This is a genomic window from Kibdelosporangium banguiense (assembly GCF_017876405.1).
Classification (GTDB): Bacteria; Actinomycetota; Actinomycetes; order Mycobacteriales; family Pseudonocardiaceae; genus Kibdelosporangium; species Kibdelosporangium banguiense.
Genome location: NZ_JAGINW010000001.1, coordinates 10,155,324 through 10,180,142, shown reverse-complemented (window position 1 = coordinate 10,180,142; position 24,819 = coordinate 10,155,324). Strand labels below are relative to the sequence as shown.

Here is a 24,819-nt window from a genome sequence, read left to right as displayed (position 1 = left end):
CTATCCCCTTCTCCGGGCGAACCAGCCGCCGATCTTCTTGCCGGCGATGACGACCACGATGGGTGCCACCACCACCGCCGATTCGAGCGAACCGCTGGCCTCGTGCTCGATGCCCTTCGCCACCGTCGAGAGCGAACTTGTCCGCTCCTTCTTGTCGTCGACCTGCGCCTTCTGCCGATCGGAGTTGTTCACTCGGTTGAGTTCCTCGTCATTGCCCGATGGCCGGTTGGGGTTCTTCTCGCAGAGCGGGCACTTGGCCGGATCCACGCCGTGCGGACAGGAGTTGTTGTGGTTCAGCAGCGCGGTATCGCCGGCCAGCACGAAGTACGTGTGCATGCCGTCGACGGTGAGGTTGCGCACCTGCTGCTGTGCCGTCCACGCCCGGGTGCCGACAACGCGCACCTGCGTGCCCGTCGCGGTCTGCAGCATCGAACCCGCGTGCAGTTCGCCGGCAGTCACCCATTCCTTCAGATCCGGTGCCCAGAACGGATGTCCATCCGTCGCGACCACAGTGCCCGTTTGGGTACCAGTGTCCACAGTGAGCTCGACGAGGTTCTTCTCGCCCTCACCGATGATCGTGGCGACCACCGGACGGACCTCGGTCACGCCGGTCTCCGGGTTGGTGGCCAGCACGAGGTCACCTGGTTGCAGATCCTCGATCGGTTTGGTGGACCCGTCGGCCATCAGCACCCTGGTGCCCGGCACGAAGCTATTGCACGACGTCAGCTTCTGGCCTCGGCTGAGGAAACCCTTGCCCAGCTTGGAAACCCGTCCGGCCGCGGCCGCGACACGCTCTCCTGGGACGATGCTCATCAGCTCAAGTCCGGCGCCCATGTAGTTGCCGTTGGCCGCCGCGATCACCGCGTCGATCCCGCTCATCGCCCCGGAGACGGCGAGGCAGACGCCGCAGCCGAACATCCCAGCGATACCGAGCCCCAGCTTGGTGACGTTCCAGATCTTCCCGCCCGGCAAGGAGTTGCGGCCGACCCACTTCGCGCCCTTCCAGAGCTGGCTGTTGACGTGCCGGGTGACCTTCACCGCCTTCTTGACGATCCGGGCCGCCTTGCTGTGCTCCACCTTGTGGTAGACACGCTTGGCGATGTGCACGACCTTCTTGATGTGCTCGGTGACCTTCTTCTCGATCTTCTTGACGAAGTGGTAGGTCTCCGTCCACGCCTTGTGCATGCCGTCCACAACGGCTTCCACTTGCCTGTACGCGGTCTGCACCACCGGCTGGATGACGGTCTTGACCACCGGCTGCACGACCGTCTTGGCGATGTGCACGATCGAGGAGAACCCGAACCGGCCATCCGGGTCGGTGAACGTGACCGGGCTGTTGTTGGCGTAGGCGTAGCCGTGGAGTTGCTGCGGATCCTCGTGATCGATCTCGGGATCGACCGAGATGAACCGCCCGGTGGTCGGGTCGTACTCACGGGCGCCGAGATGCGTCAGCCCGGTAGAGCTGTCCGTTGTGCCGCCCACGAATCCCTTTTCGCCTGGCCACCACGCTGGTGCCGCGCCACGCGCTTCGCCATACGGCGTGAGGAGTCGGCGCTGCGTGTCCTGGCTGTCGGCGTCCACGGCCAGTTGCGCGGTGCCGTGATGGTCCACCCCGAGCCAGCTCAGCTTGCCGTTGGCCGTGCGCACAGCGACGACCTTGCCGGAATGGGAGTAGTACCGGGTCGCCGTGACAACGCCGTTCTGGTCGAGCTGGACCTCGTCCTCGCCGACGTAGAGCGTGGTGCCGGTCGGATCACGGCGGATGAGCCGGTTTCCGTCCGCGTCATAGAGGAACGACGTGGTTTTGCCGCTCTCGGTGACCTTGGCCAGGTGCCCTTCGGCGTCCCACTCCAGGTTCTGGTCCGTGCCCGCCCGCTTGCGCAATGTCGTGTTGCCGGTCGGGTCGTAGCCGTACGAGTCGACGCTGGTAGTGCCGGTGGGCCCGACGGTCGTCACCGATCGCAAAGCGTGCGGCTGTGACTGCCCTGGCGCCGAATAGCCGTAGGTGCTGGTGGTCTTCTTGCCATCCGGCGTGGTTTTGGTCTCCTGCTTGCGGTTGCCGACGTTGTCCAACGTCCACGTGTGCCAGTACGACGCGGGCCCACCCAGGCCGGCGGCGCTCGGCGCGGCCGCGCAGTCCCCGTTGCCTGGCGTCCACGCGGAGGTCAGGCGACGCAGGTAGTCATAGCCGAAACACTGGGTGTCCGGCGCGACACCGGTGTCGGCTCCCGGTGTGTCCGAGATCCGGGTGATGTTGCCGGCCTCGTCGTAGCTGTAGCGGACATCGGACTGGCGCTGTGGTCCGGTCTCCCGGTCGGTGGTCGCCCGCGACAGCCGGTGGGTGCCTTCCTCGTAGTCGAACCGATGGGTCAGCCACTTGCTGCCGGCGTTGAGGGTGACCTCCTCCACCTCGTCGAAGTGGTTGTACTTGGTGCCGGTGACGTACGTCGTCTTGCCGGACAACTCGGTGGGCATGCCCAATGGGTTGTACTTGTGGGTCATGGTCTCCTCGGACAGCCCGCCCACCGCAGGGCGCTTGTCCGTGGCCACCTTGCCATCCTGGTAGTAGCTCGTCTCGAACTCGTAGGTACGGGCGAGCTTGCCCTCCACCGCCGGGATTGTGATGGCCGCCTTGGTCGGCCGGTTTGCCGCGTCGATGGCGGTAACCGCTGTGGTGTAGGCGTTTCCGTCCACGTACCGAATGGAGGTTGTGGTCATCCCGGTCGCCGCCTTGCCGTCCGGCAGCGTGTCGTACTTCCATTCGGCACGCTTGGGCCCGGCCAGCGAACCCTCGTGCAGCTCGGTCTTGCGCCCGAGCTTGTCATAGGCGTAGGCCAGGGTGATCCCGCGTGAGTCCTTTTCGGACAGAAGACGGTCGTTGTCGTCGTAGGTGTACTCGGTGGTGCCCTGGTCGGGATCGTCGGCCCGGATCTTGCGGCCACGCAGGTCGTAGCCGTAGCGCCAGACGTTGCCGGCCGGGTCGGTCACCGACTCCAGCTCGCCCCGCTTCGTGTAGCTGTAGCGAGTGCTGTCGTAGTCACCGGACGGCCCGTCACCCTTGTACTGCCGCAGTTCGACCAGCTTGCCGGTGCCGTCCATGATGCGAGTGGTCGGCGTCTCCCCCTTCGGCGGGTCGATGTGCTGCCGGTCAGCCTCGTACGTGTAGGTAGTGCGCCACTTCTCGGCGTTGTTCGCCTTGAAGATCTCCGCGGTCGGCCGGTCCTGGCCGTCGTATTCGGTCACGGTCTGCGCCGGCAACAACTTCTCGTCCGGCAGGAACACCGTCGCGCCTGGCGGCGCGCTGTTGTAGTACGGCCCGTTGAGCCTGATCTTCAAGCCGCGCGAGTCGTAGACGGTGTCGGTGATGACCCGGCCGCCGTTGGGCGAGGGATCCTGACTCTGGCGCAACCGCAGCAGGCCGTCGTACAGGTCATAGTCGGTGGTGTACCCGCCGTCCTGCTGGAGATTGCGCTCCACCACGACGTTCGGGCCGTCCACCCGCATCTCGTAGCTGAACTCCGTGTTGGGCGACTCGCCCTTGTCCTTGTCCCGCCCCGGGTACCACACCTTGTTGACCCGGCCCATCGGGTCGTAGGCGATCCGCGTGACCCGCTGGTTGACGTCGGTGATGTGTTCCTCGGCGCCCCATGCCGGGTTCAGTTTGGTGCGGGTGGTGTGCCCGAGCGGGTTGGTGGTGACGACCTCGGTGACCGGCGCACCGGCCGCCGGCTGATAGCTCGTGGTCGACTTCTGGTTGTAGACGTCGACCGTCTCGGTCTGCCGGCCGTAGTTGTCGTACGTGGCCCGGGCGATCGTCTTGTAGAGCGGCTGCCCGTTCTCCCAGCCGACGATCTCTTCCTTGCGGGTGATGTCACCGCGCACCGGCGGCGCGCCGTAGGTTTCGTTGTTGTCGTAGTACACCCGCTCGTCGGTGACCACGTCGGCCGGATAGTTCGGCTGTTTGCCGCAGGCCACCGAGACCTTCTGGGAACGTGCCGGCAATTCGATCAACCACGCGGCGTCGTTGCGGACGTACGTGTGCGTGATGCAGCTGTCGTCGTTCGGATCCGCGAGATCGCCGAAGTCGGATGTCTGCTCCAGGACACCTTCCGCGTTGTACACGTTGTCCTGGCCGGTTTCCCGCCACTTGCCGTCGGGCAGCTGCTCCCCTTGCCGGACCTTGGCTTCGAAGACACGGCGTGCTTCGGAGGTACCCCAGCTGCGGGTGCGGGTCGCGGTCGGCTCGGACAGCCAGGGCTCGGTGATCGCGTACTTCGTCGGCGTACCACCGGCGTTGGCGTCCACGTACGTGAGCGACTCCCGCTCGGTCCCGGCGAACTGTTCGGTGTCCGGCCACTGGCCGCCCTTCGAGTCCCGGATGCTGACCGCCTTGCGGCCACCCGACTCCAGCTTGTCGCCGTCCATGCCACGGAAGTAGGCGGTCTCGGTCATCGACCGCAGCCCGCCGGCCAGGCCCTTCCTGACCTTGACCCGTTCGTAGCCGCGCCACTGCGCCCAGGTCTTGCGTTCGGCGGGCACGAGGCCGTCTTCCTCGTCATGGTGCCATGCGGGTGCGCTGGCGTACTCGACTTCGGTCCTGGTCGGTTGCGACCCGGAGGTGAGGTCCTTCTCGGTCACCTCGGTGACGACGTACTTGTTGAACCAGTCCTTGCGTTCCGCACCGGTCTGGTCCGGTGTGGCCGGTGTCCACTTCTGCTGGTAGCACCGTTTGTCGTTGGTGTCAGGGGCCGGCACGCCGCTCGGTGCCGTGCACTCCTTGTCCGAGTAGCCCACGGTCAGCTCGCCGCCGGATTCCGTGCGGATGGACTGGATCCGGAACCAGTTCAAGATCGGGATCCCGGTCGTCCCGTCCACCACGTTGTTGAGCTGCCTACCAGCGAAGATCACCTCGGGCAAGGCCGCGGTCCCGCCCGCCAAGCCGGCGTGCTGGACTCCGTTGAGCCACAACCGTGCCGTGGTGCCGTCCTGCGGATCGGCGAACGAGTGCCGGAACGTCCAAGCCGCCACGTCCACAAAGGACGTTCCGGAGCGGACCTGGGTGGTGATCTTCTCCAGTCGTTTCTGCGTCCAGTACGTCGGGGAGTACTTGTCCTTGCAGTTCGTGGTGCTGGCGCAGTACTGGTCCCACGGGGTGTCCGGCCAGTTGGTCGGCTTGCTCGACACGCAGTCCGCGGCCGGGGTGCCCGGCAGGCACCGGTCGGCGGTCTTGATGATGACCTTGGCGACCGGGAGCGTGCTGAAGACCTCCTTGTCTCGCTGGCCGTACTCGATTCGGGTCAGATAGCCGCCGCGGTCGTACGCGCTGACCTTGGTGGCCGTGATGTCCCGGGCGTAGTGGTTGGTCTCCTTCTGGTAAAAGTAACTCATCGTGTTGCCGTGCGGGTCCACGACGTAGTCCAGGTTCCACCGCCAGCCCTGCGCGCAGAACGACTTGTCGATGCTCGACTGGTAGCAGGGGTCCTTGGGGTGGTTGCCGGACACCGGCACGGTCCACGCCGAGGAGGTGTCGTCCTTGTCGTCGCGCCAGCCGGGAATCCGGTTGAGTCCGAAGTAGAACTGGGTGCCGTTGCGGGTGGTGATCCGCCAGTACTCACCGTCGTTGTCGCCGTTGTTGGCGCCGAACAGCTGCTCGACCCGGGAGCCGTCGTCCTGGCGTGGATGCCAGACGCGCTGCTTGTCGTTGTTGTCCCGGACCAGCTCGCCGCCCTTGCCGTTGAGCGAGAAGTAGGCGTTGTCGGTGGCCCAGCACTGGTCGCCGGTCTTCTTGTGGTCCTTGTTGTTGGGCGCGCCACCGTTCTCCGGCTGGTCCTTCTTGTCCATGCCGCAACTGGTGTAGCGCCGCTCGATGAACCCACCCGGGTTGAAGTCGAAGCCCTCACCGGCCCAGGACGGCTGGTTGTTGGTGGCCGACGTGCGACCGTCCACCGCGCCCGAGGAGTAGCTCAGGGACAGTTGCGGCACTGGGCCGTTCAACGCGGGCGGCGCGGACATCGGATAGGACCAGTTGAAGTCGCCGGACGCACCGCCCGCCGTCCACGACGAAGATGGCGACAGCTGCGAAGCGCCGAAGTCTCCGGCACCACCAGCAGCCGCCGCCTGGACCGCGTACAGGCCGTCTTTCGGTGGCGCAGTGGCATCAGCGACCAGCTTGCCGGAGCCGTCGTTGCGCGTGCTGAGGGACGTGCCCTGGCAGTCATCGCGATCTGGGGTCTGCAAAGCACATTCGGGCAACGCGACCAGCCGCAGCCGGGTGGCCCAGTCACCGCCGAACGCCCCGCGGAACTGCGAATAGTCGACCTCGACCGACACCTTGCCAGCCGCACCCGCGTCCACCCGGTTCAGCCGGAAGACCGGACCGTCCAGCCTGCGGTCGAGCATCTCGACCCGGACCTTGGCCGGCGCCGCCTGCCGTGCCTCGGCCCGGGACGCCACCTGCTCGGGCAGGCCGACCCGCACCGGGAAGCCCGCTATCTCAGCCCGTGCGGTCATCTCGCCGGCCAGCGACAACTCAGCCACCCCAGGCCTCGGCCACGTCACCGCCGGTGGGGCGCGAAGCTCTTTCTCCTTGGCCTGATCAGGCCCGGCCGGCTGGACGACCGCGTCCTGGCCGGGCACCGACCTTTCCTGTCGTGCCGACCATCGATCAGCTGGTGCGGCATCCGCTGGCCGGACCAAACCCGGTAGCGCGGCGAGCATCGCGCCCACCAACGTGAGAACCAACATGCCAGGCAAGAACCGCCACTGTCGAAACCATCTGCGCCGATATGGCCAACGCCCCATGGAACCCCTCCTACGTGCGAGCGCGAAACCCGGAACTGCGCACCCAAACCCCAGGACAGCCGCCGGAGCGTAGCTCGGACGCACCCGCGGCAAGAAACCTTTCCACCACCGCTAAAACGTTGCGCGGTAGCCATATCGACCGGTCAGGTCAGGCGGTTGTGCGGCCAACTCCTTGGCCCGCAACGTTTCCTGCCCACGTGGAAAGTCAAAGGTGAACGTGAGGTGGTCCAGCGCCGTGGCGAGTTGCTCGACCAGTTGCTCGTAGCTGTCCGCCTGCCCGCTGATCTGGTCGAGTGGACGGGTCATCACGCCGTCCCGCAGCGGCTGCCCGGGGTTGGCGTACGGCGTGTACTGGGTTATCCCGGGCACGGCGAGGACATCCCGCCAGCCGGCGATCTCCACCAGGTAGCACGGCGCCAGCGGCGCGAGATTGTGGTATTGCCAGTGCACTCGGGCCGGTTCGAGTATGTCTTCGAGCGTGTCGAAGCCGGTCGGTTCGCCGAGGGCGATCCGGCCGGCCAGCGCGACCAGATTGGTGCCGCACGCCCTCGTACACCTCGTGGCGTTCTACGGTGCCAGGCGAGGATCGTCGCGGGTTGGGCGGGGAAGGCGTGCCAGCGATGGCGGGGGAGTAGCGAGGAAAGGGGCTTTCCGAGTGGCACACGGTGAGCCTACCGAGTCCGATCGTCCACTGTGGTCTGCGCTGGGGTCTGCCTGGTCCGCCGGGATGGTCGCCGGGTCAACCTGGCCAGCCGTGGCCAGAACTCGAGCTTCCGGTTCAGCAGCACCAGCATGATCGCCAGGACGAGGCCGGCGGTGAGGTAGCCGAGCGGCACGAGGTGCGCGCGGCCGATGAACGAACTGCCCGGTGGCGGGATGCTGATCGCGAAGATCGTGCAGCCGATCGCGGTCAGTGTGCGGAAGCGTTTCGTGCCCGCCATGGATGCCGACAGCGGGATGACGGCGTACAGGAGGTACCACGGCTGCAGCGACGGCAGCAGGATCAGTGCGGCGGCCAACGACACGCCGAGTCCTGTCATGGGGCTGCGGCGTCCTTTGAAGCTGTCCCAGATCATCCACGCGGTGATGCCGGTCGCGACGACGTTGCCGAGGGGTGTCAGCACGTCCAGGACCGCTGTGGTGTGGTTGCCCAGTCCCATGGCGATGCCCATGACTCCGCCGAGGTTCGCCAGTTGGGCGACCGGCGACATGTAGCTGCGCACCATCCCCGGTGTGCCGAGCGCGCCGAGCCAGCCGAAGCCGAGGCCGGTGGCCAGGCCGATGAGCGTCATTGTCGCCACGGCCACGACGAGGAAGATCGCGGCGACGGAGAGGAATGATTTCCAGGTGGCACCCCATCGCCTGGCGATCATGACGCCCAGGAATGCCAGCGCGGTCGCCGCTGGGATCTTCACCGCGGCGCCCAACGTGATCAGCACGACGCCGAGCAGTATGTAGGTCCACTCGCCGCGCTGCAATGGATGGGGTGGGCCGCCGGCCACGATCGGGGGTAGCCGCCGGACGCCGAGCTCGATGCCGGCCATCATCAGACCGATGGACAGTGCCTCGTTGTGTACGCCACTCACGAGATGGAACAGCACGAGTGGGTTGGCCGCTCCCAGCCACAGCGCCACGACAGGATGTACGCCGAATCGTTCGGCCAACCGTGGCAGGGCCCATACGAACAGTGCGATGCCGACGAGCGCGAGCAGTCGTTGTGCGAGTACACCGGTGATGACGTGGTCGCCGGTGACCGTGTTGAGTAAATGGCTGAGGAAGAGGAACAGCGGTCCGTAAGGCGCGGGCGTCTCGCGCCACATGTTGGACACGCCGCGGGTCAGCAGGTGGTCCTGGCCCAACGCCGGGCCAGGGCCGACCTCGTACGGGTCGAGACCGTGCGTGACGATCGAGCCCTGTGCGAGGTAGCTGTAGACGTCCCTGCTGAACAGTGGGACCGTGAAGATCAGCGGGATGCCCCACATCATCAGGGTGCGGTTGAGCTGGCTGCGGCTGATCATGGCGGGCCGGCCCGGCATCGCATAGCGGCCGAGCAGCAGCCATGACGCGATGAGCATTCCCATGCCCAGGAACGCCACCGCGAGGGTCGCGCTGTACGCGCGGGAGAAGAGTCCGATCACCGGGGCAGTGATGATCGGGTTGTAGATCGGCAGCGCCCCGGCACCCAGCGAACCGAACAACAGCATGAGCGAGCCGGTCGTGCCGAACTGCCTGATCAGCTCGAGCTTGCGGCACTCGGCGCGGTTCAGCGCTCGGTGTTCGCTCGCTGTCGCCTTGTCCCGCACACCCTCCGTCATCACGTGTGCAGGCTATCGACCCTGTCCTGGTCGAAAACTTGGTGACCGGTTCTGGCCTGGGCTTTCACGCGGCGGGTCGGTATTCGTTGAGTAGTCCGCCGAGGCGCTGCTGGCGTCGGATTGTGTCGATCCGGGCAGGGAACGGGATCGTGTTTGGTTTGTCGTCGGGTGCGTGTAGATGCATCCCGTTGCCTTGGTGGCTGCGCCCGGTGTTGTGATGGGCGATGTAGACGTCGAGTACGTGGCGTAGGTGGCGTTCTCCGGTGATGAGGATCCGGTCGGTGCACTCTCGTCGGACAGAGCCGATCCAGCGTTCGGCGAAGGTGTTCATCCGTGGGGCTTGTGGTGCGGTGAGCAGGATCTTGATGCCGATGGAGGCGAAGACTGCGTCGAAGGCGGTATCGAATTTCGTGTCGCGGTCGCGAATCAGGTGTGTGAATCTGTGGCCGCCGTCTTTCAGATCGCTGGCAAGTCCGCGGGCTACTTGAACTACCCAGGCTGCGGTCGGATGTTGGGTAATGCCGAGTAGGTGGGCCCTGCGTGTCTTGATGTCGATGATGAACGCGACGTACAGCCGCTTCAGTGTCACGGTGTCGATGTGGAAGAGGTCGATAGCGAGCAGGCTGTCGGCTTGGGCGCGTAGGAAGGTGCGCCAGGTGTCGTCGCGGCGTGTCGATGGTGGGACTCCGTTGGCCCGCAGGATCTTGCGGATGGTCGAGGCGGCGACTCGGTGGCCGAGGCGCGCTCATCGCTGATCGGTGGACGACCTGGCGGTTTTGGCTGTCGCCATCGTGTGGCGATCAGCTTGCGGTGCCAGCGCAATAACGTTGCGGGTGTGACTATCCGGTGGGCGAGTAGGGCTTTGGGAAGCATTCGGGCAAGTGCGGCCAGGACCGCGCGATCCGGCCAGGACAGGTGGGGACTTGGGTTGTTGCGTCGCAGCACGGCGAGCTCGTGGCGCAAGGCGAGTATCTCCGTGTTCTTCGATGCCGACGACCGAGCGAACAGTGCAAGCCAGGACAGCACCTGGACGAAGAGCCGGTAGACCAGACGAACAGACACGACCGCCGATCATCAGATGTCACGATCGCCCAGGTCAAACCGGATTGCCGCATTCTTGACCAGGACAGAGTCAGGTGATACAGCAATGACACGATCACTGGACCATAATCTCAACGCTTGCTTGGTGTTCTGAGCGGTACAGGAAACAGTGCAACACCCCAGCGAACACGCTTGCGGATGTTCACGGCCACCCTCCGGTCCTCCGGTTATGTGATCTTGCTGGCGACGGTGTCCATCTTCGTGCCTTTCGGCAGGAAATCCGGAATTTTCTTTCCGTTTGTTTTCAGATACTCCTTCAGGGTCGAATTCAAACCCAGGTACTCGGCGTTCAGCACCAGATGGTCGCGGATCGATCGCTCGAACGGGTTCGGAGAATGCGGAAACTTGACGTTGTCGCTTACCTTGACCTCGTACCGTACCGCCAGTTCGTCGAGTCCTTTCCTGATCTTGCGGACTTTCGACTTTGGCCACCCTGCATTTAAGAGTGAAGCGTCGCGAGATGGCGTGTTTTTACGCCATGCCGGGATCGCGTCCACCGCCGTTTTGAGTGGCTCCTCGAATTTTTTCGACATGTTCTTGTTCGCTGTCGAGGTCAGCGGGGGTCAGGTTGGTCGAATCGCCTTTGCCGCCGAGGTTGTCATTCTGTAGATGACCCTTAACCCATGTCTCATCGATGTCCAGTCCGTTGTTGAGCAGGTAGCGACCCAGGTCGTCACTGAGTTTGTTCTCCTTAGTTCCGTCTGGATGGAAGATGTGGAATTCTTTAGCTTTGTTCAACTCGTTGACGTCGGTGCACGCCTCTTTTGACGGTCGTGAGCCACCACCTGGCGGACCGTCCTTCAGCGTATGTATACCCGACGTGGTGCCACCACCCTGGGTAATGGTTCGGCCGCTGGCTGGATCCGTTCTGGGCTTCTTCGCCACGTGGGCACCCGCGGCGACGGACATGCCATGGCTGCTTCCGGGAGTCGGGACAGCCGGTGCCGGAGTTGCCACAGCGCCCCACTTGCGCTTCTTTGTCAGCGGCATCGCTCTACCCACCCCCTAGTCCCTGAGGTAGGCGCAGAAAAGCATGCCCGCGTGCGCGGCTATCGCGAGGGCGGACGGTGACGTGAACGGGGTGGCGCGGTCGGCGCTCCAGTCAAGGCCATCGCTGACACACCAGTAGACGTTGGTGTTCCCGTCGCCATTCTCACTGTCCACTCCCTGATGGAAACAGTGCAACACCCCAGCGAACACGCACACCGCTGGTCCGGGCCCGCATGCGGTGTTGGGAAAGGTGTACTCGCTGGTACTCCACTTGTTGGTGGCGGGCCGATAGGTCTGCCAGAGCAGCGGCCCGGTCGGATCGACTCCGGAGTGGACATATCGTACCGCTCCGCGGTAATAGGCCGACGCCACAACGAACGACCTCAGCGAAGGAGGCGACGATGTGAGTGCGGCGTAGGCTGCGGTTTGCTGTTCCAGGACAGCGAATCGAGCATCGTCCGACTGGTCGTTCTTGGCCGGTAGTGCCGGATTTCCATGCTCGTCGAAGACGACGACTTTCTGCTCCGTGTTCGCCGAGAACAGGAGGGCCAGGTTCCCCTGATCGGCGACCATCGCCAGGTTGGCCACCTGCTCGACGTCTGCGACCACTGTTTCGTCCGACCAGGAGTTTCCGTCGAAAGTCCGCCACGCCAATTTGTTCGCCACTGTTCATCCTTCCGCTTGAAAAGACTGGTCAGTTCTTGGGCGTGCCGAGGATGCCTGCGGCGATAAAGCTGAACTTCCGGGCCAGTGGCAGCCCGTTCGGTGCTCCTGTGGCGATCTGGAACCCCCGCGTCGTCACCCATCGAACCGCCACGTTGGACAGCGTGTTCGGTGTTATAGCCGATTCTTGTTTGTCGGGATACACCTGGGTCGCGACCACCGCAGGCGGTTCGGCAAAAGTCCATTCCGGCCGGAAAGTGACCGTGACAATCCCCGGCTTGTCCTTCTCGAAGACGGAATCGAATCCCTCGCCCATCTCCGGAGTTCCGTCGGCGCCGACCGTTCCGGCTATGAAGTTTCCGTACATGGCCACCTTCCAGAGTTGTCACCAGAAACGTCAACCATGGGATGCTCGTCGACGGCGAGCAGGTCCTGAGTCACCCATTCGTGGAACTGCTCGCCGAAATCAGCCGGGGTGACCGCGAGACCGAGCTTCCGGTACTCCCGCCCCACCGACACGACCAGGTCACGCAGCCCGATGGTGGTGGCGTTCCGGTCCGTGCCCAGCACACGGAACGCCGCGTCCATGACGACGTTGCGGATGTCCCCACCGGAGATCGGGAACCGCTCGGCCAACTCGGCGAGTTCAGCGGGATCCGGCGGGGTGACCGGCTCGGGAAACATGCCCCGCCAGATCCGGCGGCGCGACTCGGCATCCGGCAGCGGGAAGTCCACCACCGCGTGCAGGCGGCGCAGCAGCGCCGGTTCGACGTTCTGCCGCAGGTTCGTCGCGAGGATCACCACCCCGCTGAACTCCTCGACTCGTTGCAGCAGGAACGCCATCTCCACGTTCGCCCAGCGGTCCCGCGATTCCCGGACCTCGCCGCGCTTGGCGAACAGGGCGTCGGCCTCGTCGAAGAACAACATGGCATTGGTGCGCTCGGCGTCCTCGAAGATCTGGTCCAGGTTCTTCTCGGTCTCTCCCACATACTTGCTCACGATCGCGGCCAGATCGACACGGTGCAGGTCCACGCCGAGACCAGCGGCGAGCAGCCGGGCCGCGGTGGTCTTCCCGGTTCCGGGGACACCGGTGAACAACGCGAGCACACCGGTTCCCTGACCAAGGCGGACACCGAAGCCCAGTTCGTCGACCACGCGTCCGCGTGCGGCGATCCGGGTGGCCAGCTCGGTGAGCTGGCGGCGGCCACGAGCGGGCAGCACGAGGTCGTCCAGCGTCAGCCCCGCGCACGGAGGCATCCTGCGAGCAAAGGCGACCAGGCCACGCCCACACTGGCGGCGGCAGGCCTCCTGCAGATCCGCAGTGGTCAACCGGGCCGGTCCCGGTGCCCGCAGGCGGGCCAGCCCGGTCGCCGATCCGATCGCGGCACTGATCTGACCAGGGGTGAGCCGGAACGTCGCGGCCAACGTCGCGGCGACGTCATCCAGGTCCGGTGCGGGGGCTGCGAAGTCCTCAGCCGGTGGCAGCATCGACCGCCACCACCGGGAGCGTTCGGAGAATCCCGGCGTGCCCAGCTCCACGCGCAGCCATGGGCATCCGACCGAGGCGCCAGGTGGATCCCACTCGTTGTCCCCGATCAACAGGGTGAGGCGCGGATATGTCGCCGCCGCGTGGGCGAGCGCGGTCCAGTGGTCGTGCTCGCGGTTGATCACCGGTTCGACGCCGTGCCAGCAGATCACCGCGTCACGCAAGCGCGCCTCTCGGTAACACAACCGCACAATGTCCGGCCACTGTCCGGCGAGCGCGGCCCGCACGTCGACGACCAGCAAGGTGACTCCGGCTTCCTCGCAGGTCGCCGCCGCCAGTGTCCGGCGCCCGGTCCCGGGTCGGCCGTGCAGCAGGAGCATCGCCGGTTCACGTTCGGCTGCCAGAAGGCACAGGGCCGCGACCCGGTCATGGTCCGGCATCAGCACGTCGGCGCGGCAGCGCGCCTGGCCGGCCTGCCGGACGATTCCCACCAGCTGGTCGTCCATCAAGTCCGAACCCAGCAGGTGGCGCGTGACCCGGTCGGCGAGCTGGAGCGCGCCCGACGGTTCCGCAATGACCAAGCCATCACCGACGAGCGGCCCCTCGGCCGCGAACACCAGCCAGGTCTCGGGCATCCCGGCCAGATCTGCCACGACGGCCCGCAGCACGAGATCGACCGTGAGCGGGCCGCCGGTCAGGTCACTCACCAGCCGCCTGCTATCGGAGTCCACTTCGGCCAGTAAGCACAGCAGGACAACGTCTCGCTGGCGGGTGTCCAGCCCGAAGGCGTCGACCAACGCGGAAAGTCTAAAATGGACGGTCGATGCCGTGACCCGCTTACCGATCAGAACCGCCATTTCCTGCGCCTCGCGGCGGCAGTCCGCCCCGTCGTCGGATTCGGGATCGACGCACGCGCGTAGCAACAGGTACACCCGGGCCAGTTCGTCGCGCAGATGCGTGAGGCTGTCAGGGTATCCGTCGTCGCTCATCGCGCACCGATCCGATAGGTCACGCTCCGCCCACCGAGCCACGGCACCGTCGCTATGGGCGCGTCGTATCCGGCGAGTTGCAGGACGACGTCCAGCGGACCACCGGTCAGCTCAACCACGATCTCGTCCTCGGTCAGGTGCACTGTGCCGGCCCGGCACAGGAAATGACCAACCAGGTAGCCAAGACTGGACCCTGCGAACTGCCCGAGCCACCGCGACCACGCCCGCAGGACGGCGACGGACACCAAACCGATGGTGGCGTCGGCCGACGGCACGCCAAGCAGCCCGTCAGGCAGTTCGGCGGCGGGATCGCTGTCCAGTGTGAACCGCTGAGCCCGCGCTGCGGAGATGACCTCGTCGCGGACCATCGCGCAGCGGTCGTCGTCAGCCTGCCGCCACACGTCCAGCAGTACGTCCAGAGGCTGCTCAGGAAGCCCGGCGAACACATGCGCGGCAGGGTCGCTCGGGTTAGCACCAGTCAGGCGCGCAGCGACGGTCAGCAGTGTCGCCGACAGGCCGGTGGCGAAACCGGCGCGGGTCAACAGCGCAGGCAGGCGCAGATCCGCCACCGAGCGCAGCAACAGCAACACTCCCGCGTTCGGACTGGTGACGACTTCCTCCGGCGTGCTCACGGCGGTCATCGCTAGCACCCGGGCCAGGTCGCCGAATTCCGTAACCCGATCGGGATCGCGCCAAGCGGCCATCGCTTCGGTGATCACCTCGCTGACGGCGGGCTCGTTGGTCCACTCTGGATGCTCGGCGAACAGGGCCGCGGTAAGCAGGACAGTCGAATAGGGCCCAGGCCCGGCGGCGCCGATCCGCTGGCCGAGTTCGACCGCGCCGGGCGCGGTGGTAAGCAGGTGGTGCACCACCATCCGCACCTTCGCCAGATTGCCGCCGAGTCCACCAGGTTGCGTCTGCGGCGGCGTGCCCACCGGGGTCGCCGTAGCTGGTATCTGAGCACCACTGAGTTCGACCCCACTGCCGACGTCGGCCGGTAAGTGACGCATCACGTCTGACTCCGGGGCCGGCGTCGAAGTGGTGGCCGGGCCGAGTTCGACCGGAACCCTACCCAGTCTGTCCGCCATCGCGATCCTCCATCCGGCGAGCACGCTCTCGTGGGTGCGAAGGACCGATCCGGTGTCGAGCAGAGGAAAACCGGGACCGGCTGAGAACGCCGGGCCGCCGCTGTGCGATCTCGTGCCGGTGTCCGGGCGTTGCCCACTGCGACCCGGAAGCAGGAGTCGTGACGGTTCTGCTTCGGGTGTGATGTGGGGGTTGGGTCTTTCGGTGGTGGGTGCGGTGTTGAATCCGAGGAGTACTGGTGTTCCGCCGAGGTTGGTTGCTGTCTTGATGAGTTGGTTGGCCATAGTGGACAGCCAGTGGTCCAGTAGGTTCACTGGGGGTAGTCGTCTGCTGGGTTGTGTTGTTTCGCCAGGGAGTGTGAGGTTCGGTGATGTGGTGGTCTGGGTGGGTGGCTGCCTGTCTGCTGCTTCGGGTGTGGCGGTGTGGGGGTTGGTCCAGTCATGCCCCTCGGCGGCAAGTGTGGGGGCGGATCCCAGTAGTAGTGGTGTTCTGTCGAGGCTGGCTGTAGCTCTGGCGAACTGACCGGCCATAGTGGATAGATGATGGTCCAGTAGGTTCGCCGCGGAGGGGCGCCTGCTGGGCTGTGCTGTCTCGCCGGGAAATGCCAGGTTCAGTGCTGCGGCGAAGTGAACGAGTTCAGCAATGCCAGGCTGCTCGACCGCGGATGGCGGCCAGACGAAGAGCGCCGCTGGGAAGATCGGTCGCCTCTCCTGGGCCAATATCACCGCATCAGGAGCCAGAGGGACATCCGGAACCGACAGCCATTGGTCAATCCGCGTCAAGTCCAGCCACCCGAATTCGGGTCGCACCTCATCCGGCAACACGGCCCCACTACGACGGAGCAGACCCCGATGCTCAAGCTGACGCAGAGCGTCGATCACGGCCTCAGTCAACGCTGTAGGCGAGCGCCAATCCCGCACCTCAACGACGATGTCCTTCGGGACCACCGCCTCATCTGTCCATAATGCACAGCTACTGGCAATCTGGATCGCGGCCGTCAGGAGTGGATCTCCCGTGGCTGATGTCTGTTCAACTGGGAGCAGCGCCTGTTCGGCCACTGCGGCGAGGGCTGCGTCGTCCAACACGCTCAGAACGTCCGGCAGTGTTCCCTGTCGATGCAGGGCCGCCAGTACCTCCCCGGCGGACGGGCCACGGATCGCGTCGAGCACCGCGACATCGGATGGACGGTGACCGGACCGGGCCAGTGGGCGGTAGTACCAGCGACCAGCGGCACGACCATGCACATGGTCGGCGAGATAGCGTGCGGTGTAGTCGGCCTGGTCGGCGAACCGCATCACGTTCACCTGGTCGTGCCGGTTGTCGCCGATCGCGCGGCTGATCGAACCGGCGAGCGCCTCGGCCCAGCGACGGGCGAGGTCCGGCGCGTGCGGGTCGAGTACGCAGTCGGATCGAACGTCCCGGCATACGTACACGGCCTCGCCGATACCGGCCAACGCTGTGAGCGCGGTGTCCAGCGCGCCGGGGAGCGTCGTGCGGGCGATCTGGTCGAGCGCCTCGGCATCCTCCCGTTGGCTCACCAGGTACTCACAGTGCAGCGAGCCGATCCGGCCATCCACTGCTCACGTCTCCCGGTTCAGGGCAACGCGCAAGGCCTGAACGACCGCCGGGTGGTTGCGCACCAATTCGTCGGCGAACTCACTGACAGCCGCCGGATTCTGGGCAAGCCCAGCGGCCAGTACCGGCGCTGAAAGCTTGCCGGCCAGTGTTTTCGCCGTCTCCGGGTAATTCTGGACCAGACCGATGGCCATGGCGGCAAGGGTGTCGTCGGCGGCGGCGAGCAGAGCGGCCATGGCCAGCGGGAGGTTCTCGTCCTGGGCCGCACCCCCACCGGGGACGCCATCTATCGTGCCCCGAACCACCAAGGTGCCATCCACGGTGACGGTGTGATCGGAGGCGACGGTCAGGCAGGGCAGGAACTTCTGCTCCTGCTGCGACCACGCCCCGATGGCCAGAGTGTTCGGCCCATCGCCGTCTTCCTCGGCGGGTAGTTCGACCCGGAGTTCGCGATAACCGGTCTCCGCTCGGTACATCCGCCAGGGTTGGGCGTCACTGGGTATCGGAGTGCCGGCCGGCTTGGCGAACTGCAGCGGGCCACTGTCGATCGTGAGCCCTCCGGCCACCTTCAGGCCATCGGTCACCGCGACCCCCTCGGCGGACGCGGTGAACACCTTGGTCTTCTTTGTCCTGCTCTTCCCGACCTCCACGGAGAATTGTTTCAGACCGACATTCACCACAGTGGTCTTTCTCGGGTTTTCGACCCTTGCGGCGATGACCCGGACATAGCGGCGATGGCCGGAGTCAACGGTGAACGACGGGGGGTCGGTGGGGTGGGTGGTGATCCTGGCCAGGAACACCGGCCACGGTTTGTCCGCGGGCGGCGGTGGGCGAGTGGCGTCGAACGACCAGTCACAGGCGGGCACCGTCGGTGGATGGTCCGGATCCTGGGCGACGGAGGGCTGGGGCACGTCATTCACGAAGATGTCCGGGTGTTCCGTCCAGCGGGTGTCCCGTTTCGTCGCGTCGAACGCCGCCTGTGCCGGGTCAGTCGACTTCTCCCGGTAGCACAGGTACAGGTCGTAGGTGAACTGACCATCGGTTCTCAGCTCGATCGACGACACCTGGATGCGTGTGGCAAGTACCAGCTCCCTGCCGTAACCGTCCACGGCGAATCCCGGTTGGACGAACAGGTTGCCGTTGTCGAGAATCACGTCGAGGCCGGACGCGATACCCCAAGCGTGGCCTGAAAGGTTGTGGCGCCGGCGCATGGCGACGTGGTAGTCCTGCTCGTCGGTGAAGTCCTGAAGCCGCAGGATCTGGTGGTCCTGGTACTGAACTCGCTTTGCCGAACCGTTCGACATCCTCGCCTCCGGTGCGTCAGATCGGTCAAGACAGGTCGAGCACTGCGCTGGCATGACACAGCACACCGCCCGGCAGCACCCCGAACACGCTCGCTGTCACCTTCTGGACGGCGCTGTCCACAGTGGTGCTGACCGAGATCACGTCTCCGCTGCGCAGGAACGGCCGGCGACTGACGACCTTCGGTTCCCGCGCGTCGGTGACCAGCAGAAAGGTCGACGTACGGATCAGCTTCGCGGAAAGGTTCATAGCCAGGATGTCCACTGGTTTCGTGCTGGTGCTGGAATCCGGCTCGTCTTGTCCCAGCCGGACTGATACGCCGAGAGCCGGAGTTTCCGCTGGAACCCCATCCGGCGCGGCGTGGACTATCGGGCCGCGGACCTTGAGCCGCCCGCGGACCGCGGTGTTGCCGCCGGCGTCGACCGTGAGCATCGGGTCGAAAGTCGATCGCGAGGACGACAGGCCGACGACGAACCGGCTGCGGTCCACGGCGCCAGGTATGAGTGGAGACTCCAACTCGATTCGGGACTCGCGCCTCTCAGCTCCTCCTGGGCGATGACAGTTCCAGGGCATGGCCCGAGCCTGTGGCTCCTCGGTCGAACCGATCTCCAGTACGTCGACTGTCATATCCTGGGCAGTCAGGGGTTCTGCCACTGCGCACACGCCGTCAGGGGCGACGCACAACAGCTCTCGAACGCTGCCCTGGGCACCGGGAACGCGCACGGTGAACGTGGGTTCGAGCACCATCTCCGCACCCCCAGGGGCCTGAACGGCAGCGGCGACGACCTGCTTGCCGGTGCCGGGCGCCGTGGTCTCGTCGAATGCCGGGTTGCCATCATGGAGTTCGAGCTCGTGCCGGTAGCGCATGTCGACCCGGTAGCCCTGTTCACCGACCAGGTCGCACAGACCCAGAACCTGTCCCTCCAGGTAGCGAGGGCGTTGCGGGTAGGCCGGCTGGGGCACTGGGGAATCGGTCACGGCAGGACAGCAATCTTCTGCGCACCCACTACCAAGGGCGTTTTTCCGTTTGGTGGCACGGCATGCCGGACCTGAACCAAGGTTCCTGGGCCGACGGCCGGAGCCGGGAACAGGGCGCTCACGTCCGCAACGGTGGCCGGATTCCACTCCGTCCATTCGGACACGACCACACCACGCCCGGTAAGCGTGGCGGTCGCCTCACTCAATCCGCGGCCGTAGGCGTCGGTTGGTGGTACCGCACCGCCCGACGTCGCGTGCAGCATCTTGCGCACTGTGTTGTCCACTGTCGGTGGCCCGTTTTCAGCCACAATCACCTGGGCAAGGAGCAGTTCGTTGCTGGAAGGTCGTTCTTCGGCGGCGGTCCGGAACATGTCGGCCGCCCACCAACCGAGCAGCTGAACGAAGTAACCAGGCAGTGGTCCCCATGTACCGGTGATCCACTCGCGCTGAAAGCAGAAACCACCGGACGGATGCGCATCGACGAGATGTCCCAGCCAATCCTGCAGGGTTTTCTTGTTGCTGGGCTCGAGCTTGAGCTCCCTCGCCCCGGCGATGGCTTCATTCACCACGGCAGTTGTGTTCGCTGCCGGGCTTACGGTGATCGTGACATCGTCGCTGACCAGAGGGTGGTCGTGGTCGCCACTTTCGGTCTCGGCGTAGGCGATGTTGACGTCGTATGTTCCCGCTTTCTGCTCGAGGGTCAGCTGCTGAGCATTCGCCACTATCAGGTCGTCGCCCGTAGGGCTGATCGCGTGCCCGGGACCGACCGTCACCGTGCCAGTCACAGCGGACACCTCCAGACCCTGGAGGACGCCCCAGCCGTCCCGTTGCGCGGCCAACTGCCGGATCGACGTGACCCAGGAGATGATCCCGTTGAGGTCGTCACTGGTCAGAACCTGTCCACAGGCGAATGTCGGGTGCGTCGTCATGGCGTCACCTCCACGTCGACCTGGAACCAACTGTCGAACACACCACCGGGGACGCCGTTGCCGGTCGGCAAGCGGCCGCCGAGATGGCTGCCGTCGATCTGACTACCGTTCTCATCGGTGAGGAAGTCGCAGAGCAGCGACACGTAAACCCAGTGTCCCACCGGGACAGGGGAAACCGGGTACGTGACGACAGTCCTGTTCTCGTCCAGCACCGGCTCCATCCCTTGTGGACACAGCAGCCTCGTCCGATCCGCGAACGGGTGCTCGGCCGAGTAGACGAGAAAGGTGTTCGCCGAAACGCCGTGCGCGGTGGCGTGCAGCCGGCGGTCGAACGTCACAGTCAGGTCGCGCAGGGGCGACGTTCTGTCGTGCTGCCAGTTCACCGACGAGATCCGAGTCAACCGGCTCGGCGAGAACAGCGGTCGTCGCACTGGCTGGACCACAAAGGATTGTCCGTTACTGCGGACGACGGCGAGCGGAATCAGGTCCAGCTCGTCGCAGGTCAGGTCGGCGCGGTCGTCGGTGACGATCTGCTGCCACCGGGCGGTGTCGGTGATCCATGTGGTTTTAGGGTTCTCCCGAACTCGGTTGTACTCGGACGCCGTCGCATCGGCTGATGCGACGGACACCGGTGGGACCGGTTCGATCTCGTCCTCGGCGTACTGGACACACAGCAGAGCGGGCAGGGCATAGAGATCCACGGTGGCACTCAAACCCGTGCTGACGATCACCTCCCGGCCGTTCCTGTCGAGCGCGACACCAGGAGCGACCCGGACGCATCTGGTCGTCGTCTGGTCGACAGTGACGGTGAGACCATCGAGGACTCCCCACCCGTGGCACAGCCGGTTGTGCGCCCGGTGAACGCCCAACAAGTAGTCCGGGTCAGCGGCGAAGTCCCTCGCCGCCATCGCCTTTCCGGTGAAGTACCGGTTGCGTTCGAGCTGCCAGGTGCTGGGCATCACCGGGGTGTCACCTCGAATCCGTGGTCGCGGTGGGATGGAAGGCAGGGGGTGGTGACACGATGGTGTCGACACCGACAGTGGCTTGCTGCCCAACGACAACCCGATCCGCCACCTCGCAGAGTTCGTAGCCGGCCGTGGCCGGTCGCTCGGCCTCGATCAGCGTGATGACCGCGGATCGCACCCCGGGCCTGTCGAGCCAGGCAGACGGCAGGAAGACTCGAAAGTGGTGCCCGGTCGTCATGACGTTGGTGGCGTCCTTGGCCGGATCGCCGACGCCGACAAGCCTGGCCTTCCCCACCTGGGAGTAGGTCCCGATCTGCAGTCGCCCGACAGCCTCCGCACCCCACAACCGGGTCGGGCCGCCCAGCACCGCCCGGTCCGGTCGGCAAAGGGCGAACCATCCACCGACCGATGGCCTCCCTTCAAGCAGAACCGGATAGTGCGTACGCGCGACGTCGACGCCGGTCAGACTGGTCAGCAACGCGATCAGCAATATGCGTAGTGCTGCTGGGGTGCCCCTGATCTGCGACGCCGCGATGCCGGCGCGCAGCACCCTGCGTTCGCGTTCGTACTGAAGGGTCTCCGTGGAGGCCATGGGTCCGGTCGTCAGCGCGATGCCGAACCAGCTCGCCAGCAACCTCATGGGCACGCCACCTGGCACAGCACCTGGATCAAGCGTCGCGGGCAGGTCGCGGATGCGGGCGGTGATCGGATCCCAACTTCCGGCGAGCGCACCGAGAAAGCGATCCAGCACGTCCCGGCTCTCATCGTCGGCGCGGAACACCGCGGGCAGGAAGTCCAGCCACGACGACCTGGGATAGTGCACCCGCAGCGCATGGACAGCGGGCGTACCACTGTCGTGACCCGACAGACACAGCCGGACGGCGAGATAGCGGCCTGGCCTGGACCGGACCGGCCAGTCGACGGTGTGTGTGCCCAGGCTGTTCGGCGCGTGGTGTTCGCCGCAGCGGGTCCAGTCCCGTTCGTCGATCTGCCACGGCGACTGGTCGAACGATGCCGTCTCCACCGTGACCACGCACTGTTCCGGCATGCCGGAGAAGACCAGTTCCACCTGGTCCCACACGCACCGGTCGATTCGGCTGTCCAGCACCAGACTGGTCCAGGTGCCCACCCCCCGGGCGGTCGGAAGCAACTTCAGGTCCGCGTCGTCGGACACGTCAGCGCAGGTAGCCGTGCGCCATCCGGTCAGCCGGTTCAGCAGCCAGTGTGTCGGTCCCCTCGGCCTCATTCGTTGCCACCGTTCTGGAACGTCACCGTGACGCCGTCGGGTTTGAGTACGGCGAGTTGTCCGGGCTCAAGGCGTGCCATGTAGGTGTTTTCGTCCGGTTTCTTCTTGTCCTTCCCGTACTCCACATTGAGCTTGGTCACGGCACGGACCCCGGCCATCGACAGCAGTTCGCTCCACAGGTCGGCGAACCGCAGCTCGGCGCGGAACATCGCACCTGGGCCAGGGGCGAAGGGGTCCATGAACCGGTTCACCGCCTCGGTCACGTCCGAGGAGAGGAGATCCTCGGTCGCGACCGAGGGGACACGTCTCAGCGTGATCTCGATGGTGAACTCGACCAGATCCGGCTGGCGGACGTGCAACTCGGTGGCGAGGAGGCGAACCTGCTCCAGCCGCTGACAGACCTTGGCGAGCAGCACGGGATCCACGAGCGGTCCATACGCCTCACGCCGCGCTGCGATGACAACCGTGACCACGCCGGGAACCTGCTTGTCCGGATAGTCCGGGTGAACCAGTGGTAGCGCGGCCGCATCGGCCACGCCGGGAACCTGCCGGGCGAAGGTGACATAGTCCTCAGCCGTCACCGCGCGGCGCTGGTTGCGCAGCATCGCTTTCGCGTGCGTCCTGAGTTCGTCGAGCGACTGCCGGTCGGCGCCGCCGGTTGCGGGCCGGTGGTTGGTGACGTGATCGACCCCGGGAAGCTCGGCCAGCAGGGTCAGCACCGCCCCGGCGGGCACGTTGCCCCGGATGCCTCCGCCGTGCCGGTAGCTCGCGGCCACGACCTCGGTGTCAGCCGATGGGATCAGGCCGTTGCGGCCGTCCCCGAAAGTGACCACCCCTGTGGTGGGTTCCAGCGCGAAGTCCGGATCGGCCGGACCGGAGGAGAGCAGGTCGGACTTGGCCTGCCAGCGTTGGGTGGTGCCGTCGTCCTGCCGTGTCTCCACCACGAGGCTGTCCGCATCGACCGGGGTCTGCCGGAGCTGGTAGGTCTCGGTGGGATGCCCCTCGGCATGCCCCAGCAGTTCCTCGTACTCAGTGACCAGGTTGCGAGCGGTGATGGTGTTGAACGACACCGCCTTGACCAACGGCTCCAGGTCGTCGGCGTAGGCGCCGTCAGCCAACCGGCACCGCAGCCAGTAGCGCTCCTCGGGTACTTCGTCGACAGATGTCAACGGGACGTCGTGCGGGCCGGCGATCACCAGATAGCCCTCGTGGGTCAGCCGGCCGGTCCCGTCGGTCAGCAAGGACAACGGACGCCATTCGAGAGCTTGGCCGGTACCGCGACGCGTCTGGTACTCCCACGCCAGGGTCACGGGTGGATCCGGCAGCTCCCGCACCTCCGCCGCGCTGAGCGTCTTGAGCACACCCGCCTCCGGCGGCACCGTCACGTGCAGTCGGAGCAGTTCGGGGAAACAGGCGGTTGGTGGGGGCACACCGTCGGGGACCGGAGCCATCGGGGCGAACCCCAGGAGCAGCGCGTCACCCTGGATCGGCCGGCAGCCGAACGGCCGGTAGGTGGGCGGTGCGTCGACCGAGGGCCGGCGCACCGACGAGTACTTGTCCTGGTGCCGGATCCAGATGTCGGTCAGGGGATACGACACCAGAGCCAGGTCGTCGTCTGTCTCGAACACCACCGGCGCCCCGTCGGAGCCGGTGGCCGATGCCCGCGTCCCCCTGGGAACTCGCACGCCGGTCACCTGGGCCATCGGGACGAACGTGAGGTCCACAGTGGCCGGGACCGCGGCGGCCTGGGAGAAGCCGACCAGTTCGAGGAATTTCACGTACGCCAGGTCGGGCATCCGGTTGGTCTCGTACAGCAGGGTTTCGGTGAGCCAGCAGAACAGCTCGACCAGTGCGGTGCCCGGATCGCTGGGGTTGAAGTCGGTCCACTCCGGCACGAACCGGACGATCCGCCGCTGTGCCTCGGCGACCAGCTCGTCGTAGGACCGGGTGTCGAGGTCGGGGAAGTCGAGGCTCATCGCCGGCCTCCGCTCACGGCGGCGTCGCCCTCGCTGAGGAAGAACGGGTAGACCACGTTCTGCGTCGCGTTGTTCGCCCGTATCCGGTAGTCGACCCGGATCAGCAGGCAGTTCGGCGTGTCGGGCGAGACGTCGACGCCCACGTCCAGCAGGTCGATCCGTGGCTCCCACCGGGTGAGCGCCACCTGGACCTGCTGGATCACCACGCCGTGCAGGGTCGCGGTGTTCGGCTGGAACACCAGGTCGTGGATGCCGCAGCCGAAGTCGGGGCGCATGACGCGCTCGCCGGGCGCGGTCGCCATGATCATCAGGATCGCCTGCTGGATCTTGGCCGAGCCCTCGGCCAGCCGGGGCCGGCCGGTCACGTCCCATCGGACGGGGAACGCCATCCCCTTACCGAGCATGTCGATGCCCATA

Annotated in this window: 17 protein-coding genes; all 17 read right to left on the bottom strand. The window is 65.9% G+C overall.

Translation table 11 applies throughout. The features are described from left to right. Complete coding sequence (locus tag JOF56_RS45860) at positions 1 to 6,744, bottom strand: RHS repeat-associated core domain-containing protein (RefSeq protein ID WP_245380808.1); 6,744 nt, start codon at positions 6,742 to 6,744, stop codon at positions 1 to 3. 168 nt (positions 6,745 to 6,912) lie between these two features. Beyond that, positions 6,913 to 7,251 carry a hypothetical protein gene (locus JOF56_RS45855; RefSeq protein WP_209645794.1) on the bottom strand — a complete coding sequence of 113 codons (339 nt, stop codon included), beginning with the start codon at positions 7,249 to 7,251 and terminating at the stop codon, positions 6,913 to 6,915. Positions 7,252 to 7,472: 221 nt separating this feature from the next. Then, a complete protein-coding gene (gene mptB / locus JOF56_RS45850) occupies positions 7,473 to 9,116 on the bottom strand; it encodes a polyprenol phosphomannose-dependent alpha 1,6 mannosyltransferase MptB (RefSeq protein WP_209648887.1) in 1,644 nt (547 codons plus the stop codon). 64 nt (positions 9,117 to 9,180) lie between these two features. Then, positions 9,181 to 9,705, bottom strand: a complete 525-nt coding sequence (locus JOF56_RS45845; protein ID WP_307855561.1) for an integrase core domain-containing protein — start codon at positions 9,703 to 9,705, stop codon at positions 9,181 to 9,183. 679 nt (positions 9,706 to 10,384) lie between these two features. After that, positions 10,385 to 10,714 carry a hypothetical protein gene (locus JOF56_RS45840; protein WP_209645793.1) on the bottom strand — a complete coding sequence of 110 codons (330 nt, stop codon included), beginning with the start codon at positions 10,712 to 10,714 and terminating at the stop codon, positions 10,385 to 10,387. Next, on the bottom strand, positions 10,689 to 11,126 hold the full coding sequence (locus tag JOF56_RS45835) for a hypothetical protein (protein WP_209645792.1): 438 nt from the start codon (positions 11,124 to 11,126) through the stop codon (positions 10,689 to 10,691). The genes JOF56_RS45840 and JOF56_RS45835 overlap by 26 nt, the downstream gene beginning before the upstream one ends. A gap of 96 nt (positions 11,127 to 11,222) precedes the next feature. Then, positions 11,223 to 11,873: a hypothetical protein gene (locus JOF56_RS45830; protein WP_209645791.1), complete on the bottom strand. Its 651-nt coding sequence runs from the start codon at positions 11,871 to 11,873 to the stop codon at positions 11,223 to 11,225. 28 nt (positions 11,874 to 11,901) lie between these two features. Continuing rightward, a complete protein-coding gene (locus JOF56_RS45825) occupies positions 11,902 to 12,237 on the bottom strand; it encodes a hypothetical protein (protein WP_209645790.1) in 336 nt (111 codons plus the stop codon). After that, complete coding sequence (locus tag JOF56_RS45820) at positions 12,219 to 14,345, bottom strand: ATP-binding protein (protein WP_209645789.1); 2,127 nt, start codon at positions 14,343 to 14,345, stop codon at positions 12,219 to 12,221. Before JOF56_RS45820 ends, JOF56_RS45825 begins: the two co-directional genes overlap by 19 nt. Continuing rightward, positions 14,342 to 17,008, bottom strand: a complete 2,667-nt coding sequence (locus tag JOF56_RS45815; protein WP_209645788.1) for a hypothetical protein — start codon at positions 17,006 to 17,008, stop codon at positions 14,342 to 14,344. The genes JOF56_RS45820 and JOF56_RS45815 overlap by 4 nt, the downstream gene beginning before the upstream one ends. Positions 17,009 to 17,011: 3 nt before the next feature. Next, on the bottom strand, positions 17,012 to 18,310 hold the full coding sequence (locus JOF56_RS45810) for a hypothetical protein (RefSeq protein ID WP_209645787.1): 1,299 nt from the start codon (positions 18,308 to 18,310) through the stop codon (positions 17,012 to 17,014). A 25-nt stretch (positions 18,311 to 18,335) separates the two neighbouring features. After that, positions 18,336 to 19,286, bottom strand: coding sequence for a hypothetical protein (locus tag JOF56_RS45805; protein ID WP_209645786.1), 951 nt, complete (start codon positions 19,284 to 19,286; stop codon positions 18,336 to 18,338). Next, positions 19,283 to 20,215: a hypothetical protein gene (locus JOF56_RS45800; RefSeq protein ID WP_209645785.1), complete on the bottom strand. Its 933-nt coding sequence runs from the start codon at positions 20,213 to 20,215 to the stop codon at positions 19,283 to 19,285. Before JOF56_RS45800 ends, JOF56_RS45805 begins: the two co-directional genes overlap by 4 nt. Continuing rightward, on the bottom strand, positions 20,212 to 21,174 hold the full coding sequence (locus tag JOF56_RS45795; protein WP_209645784.1) for a hypothetical protein: 963 nt from the start codon (positions 21,172 to 21,174) through the stop codon (positions 20,212 to 20,214). The genes JOF56_RS45800 and JOF56_RS45795 overlap by 4 nt, the downstream gene beginning before the upstream one ends. 10 nt (positions 21,175 to 21,184) lie before the next feature. After that, the gene (locus JOF56_RS45790; RefSeq protein WP_209645783.1) at positions 21,185 to 22,426 is read right to left on the bottom strand and encodes a hypothetical protein; all 1,242 of its coding nucleotides are present in this window, start codon (positions 22,424 to 22,426) and stop codon (positions 21,185 to 21,187) included. Then, entirely contained in the window at positions 22,423 to 24,402 is a 1,980-nt protein-coding gene (locus JOF56_RS45785) for a putative baseplate assembly protein (RefSeq protein WP_209645782.1), read from the bottom strand. The genes JOF56_RS45790 and JOF56_RS45785 overlap by 4 nt, the downstream gene beginning before the upstream one ends. Further along, a complete protein-coding gene (locus tag JOF56_RS45780; RefSeq protein ID WP_209645781.1) occupies positions 24,399 to 24,818 on the bottom strand; it encodes a GPW/gp25 family protein in 420 nt (139 codons plus the stop codon). The genes JOF56_RS45785 and JOF56_RS45780 overlap by 4 nt, the downstream gene beginning before the upstream one ends. Between the last annotated feature and the right edge of the window lies 1 nt (position 24,819).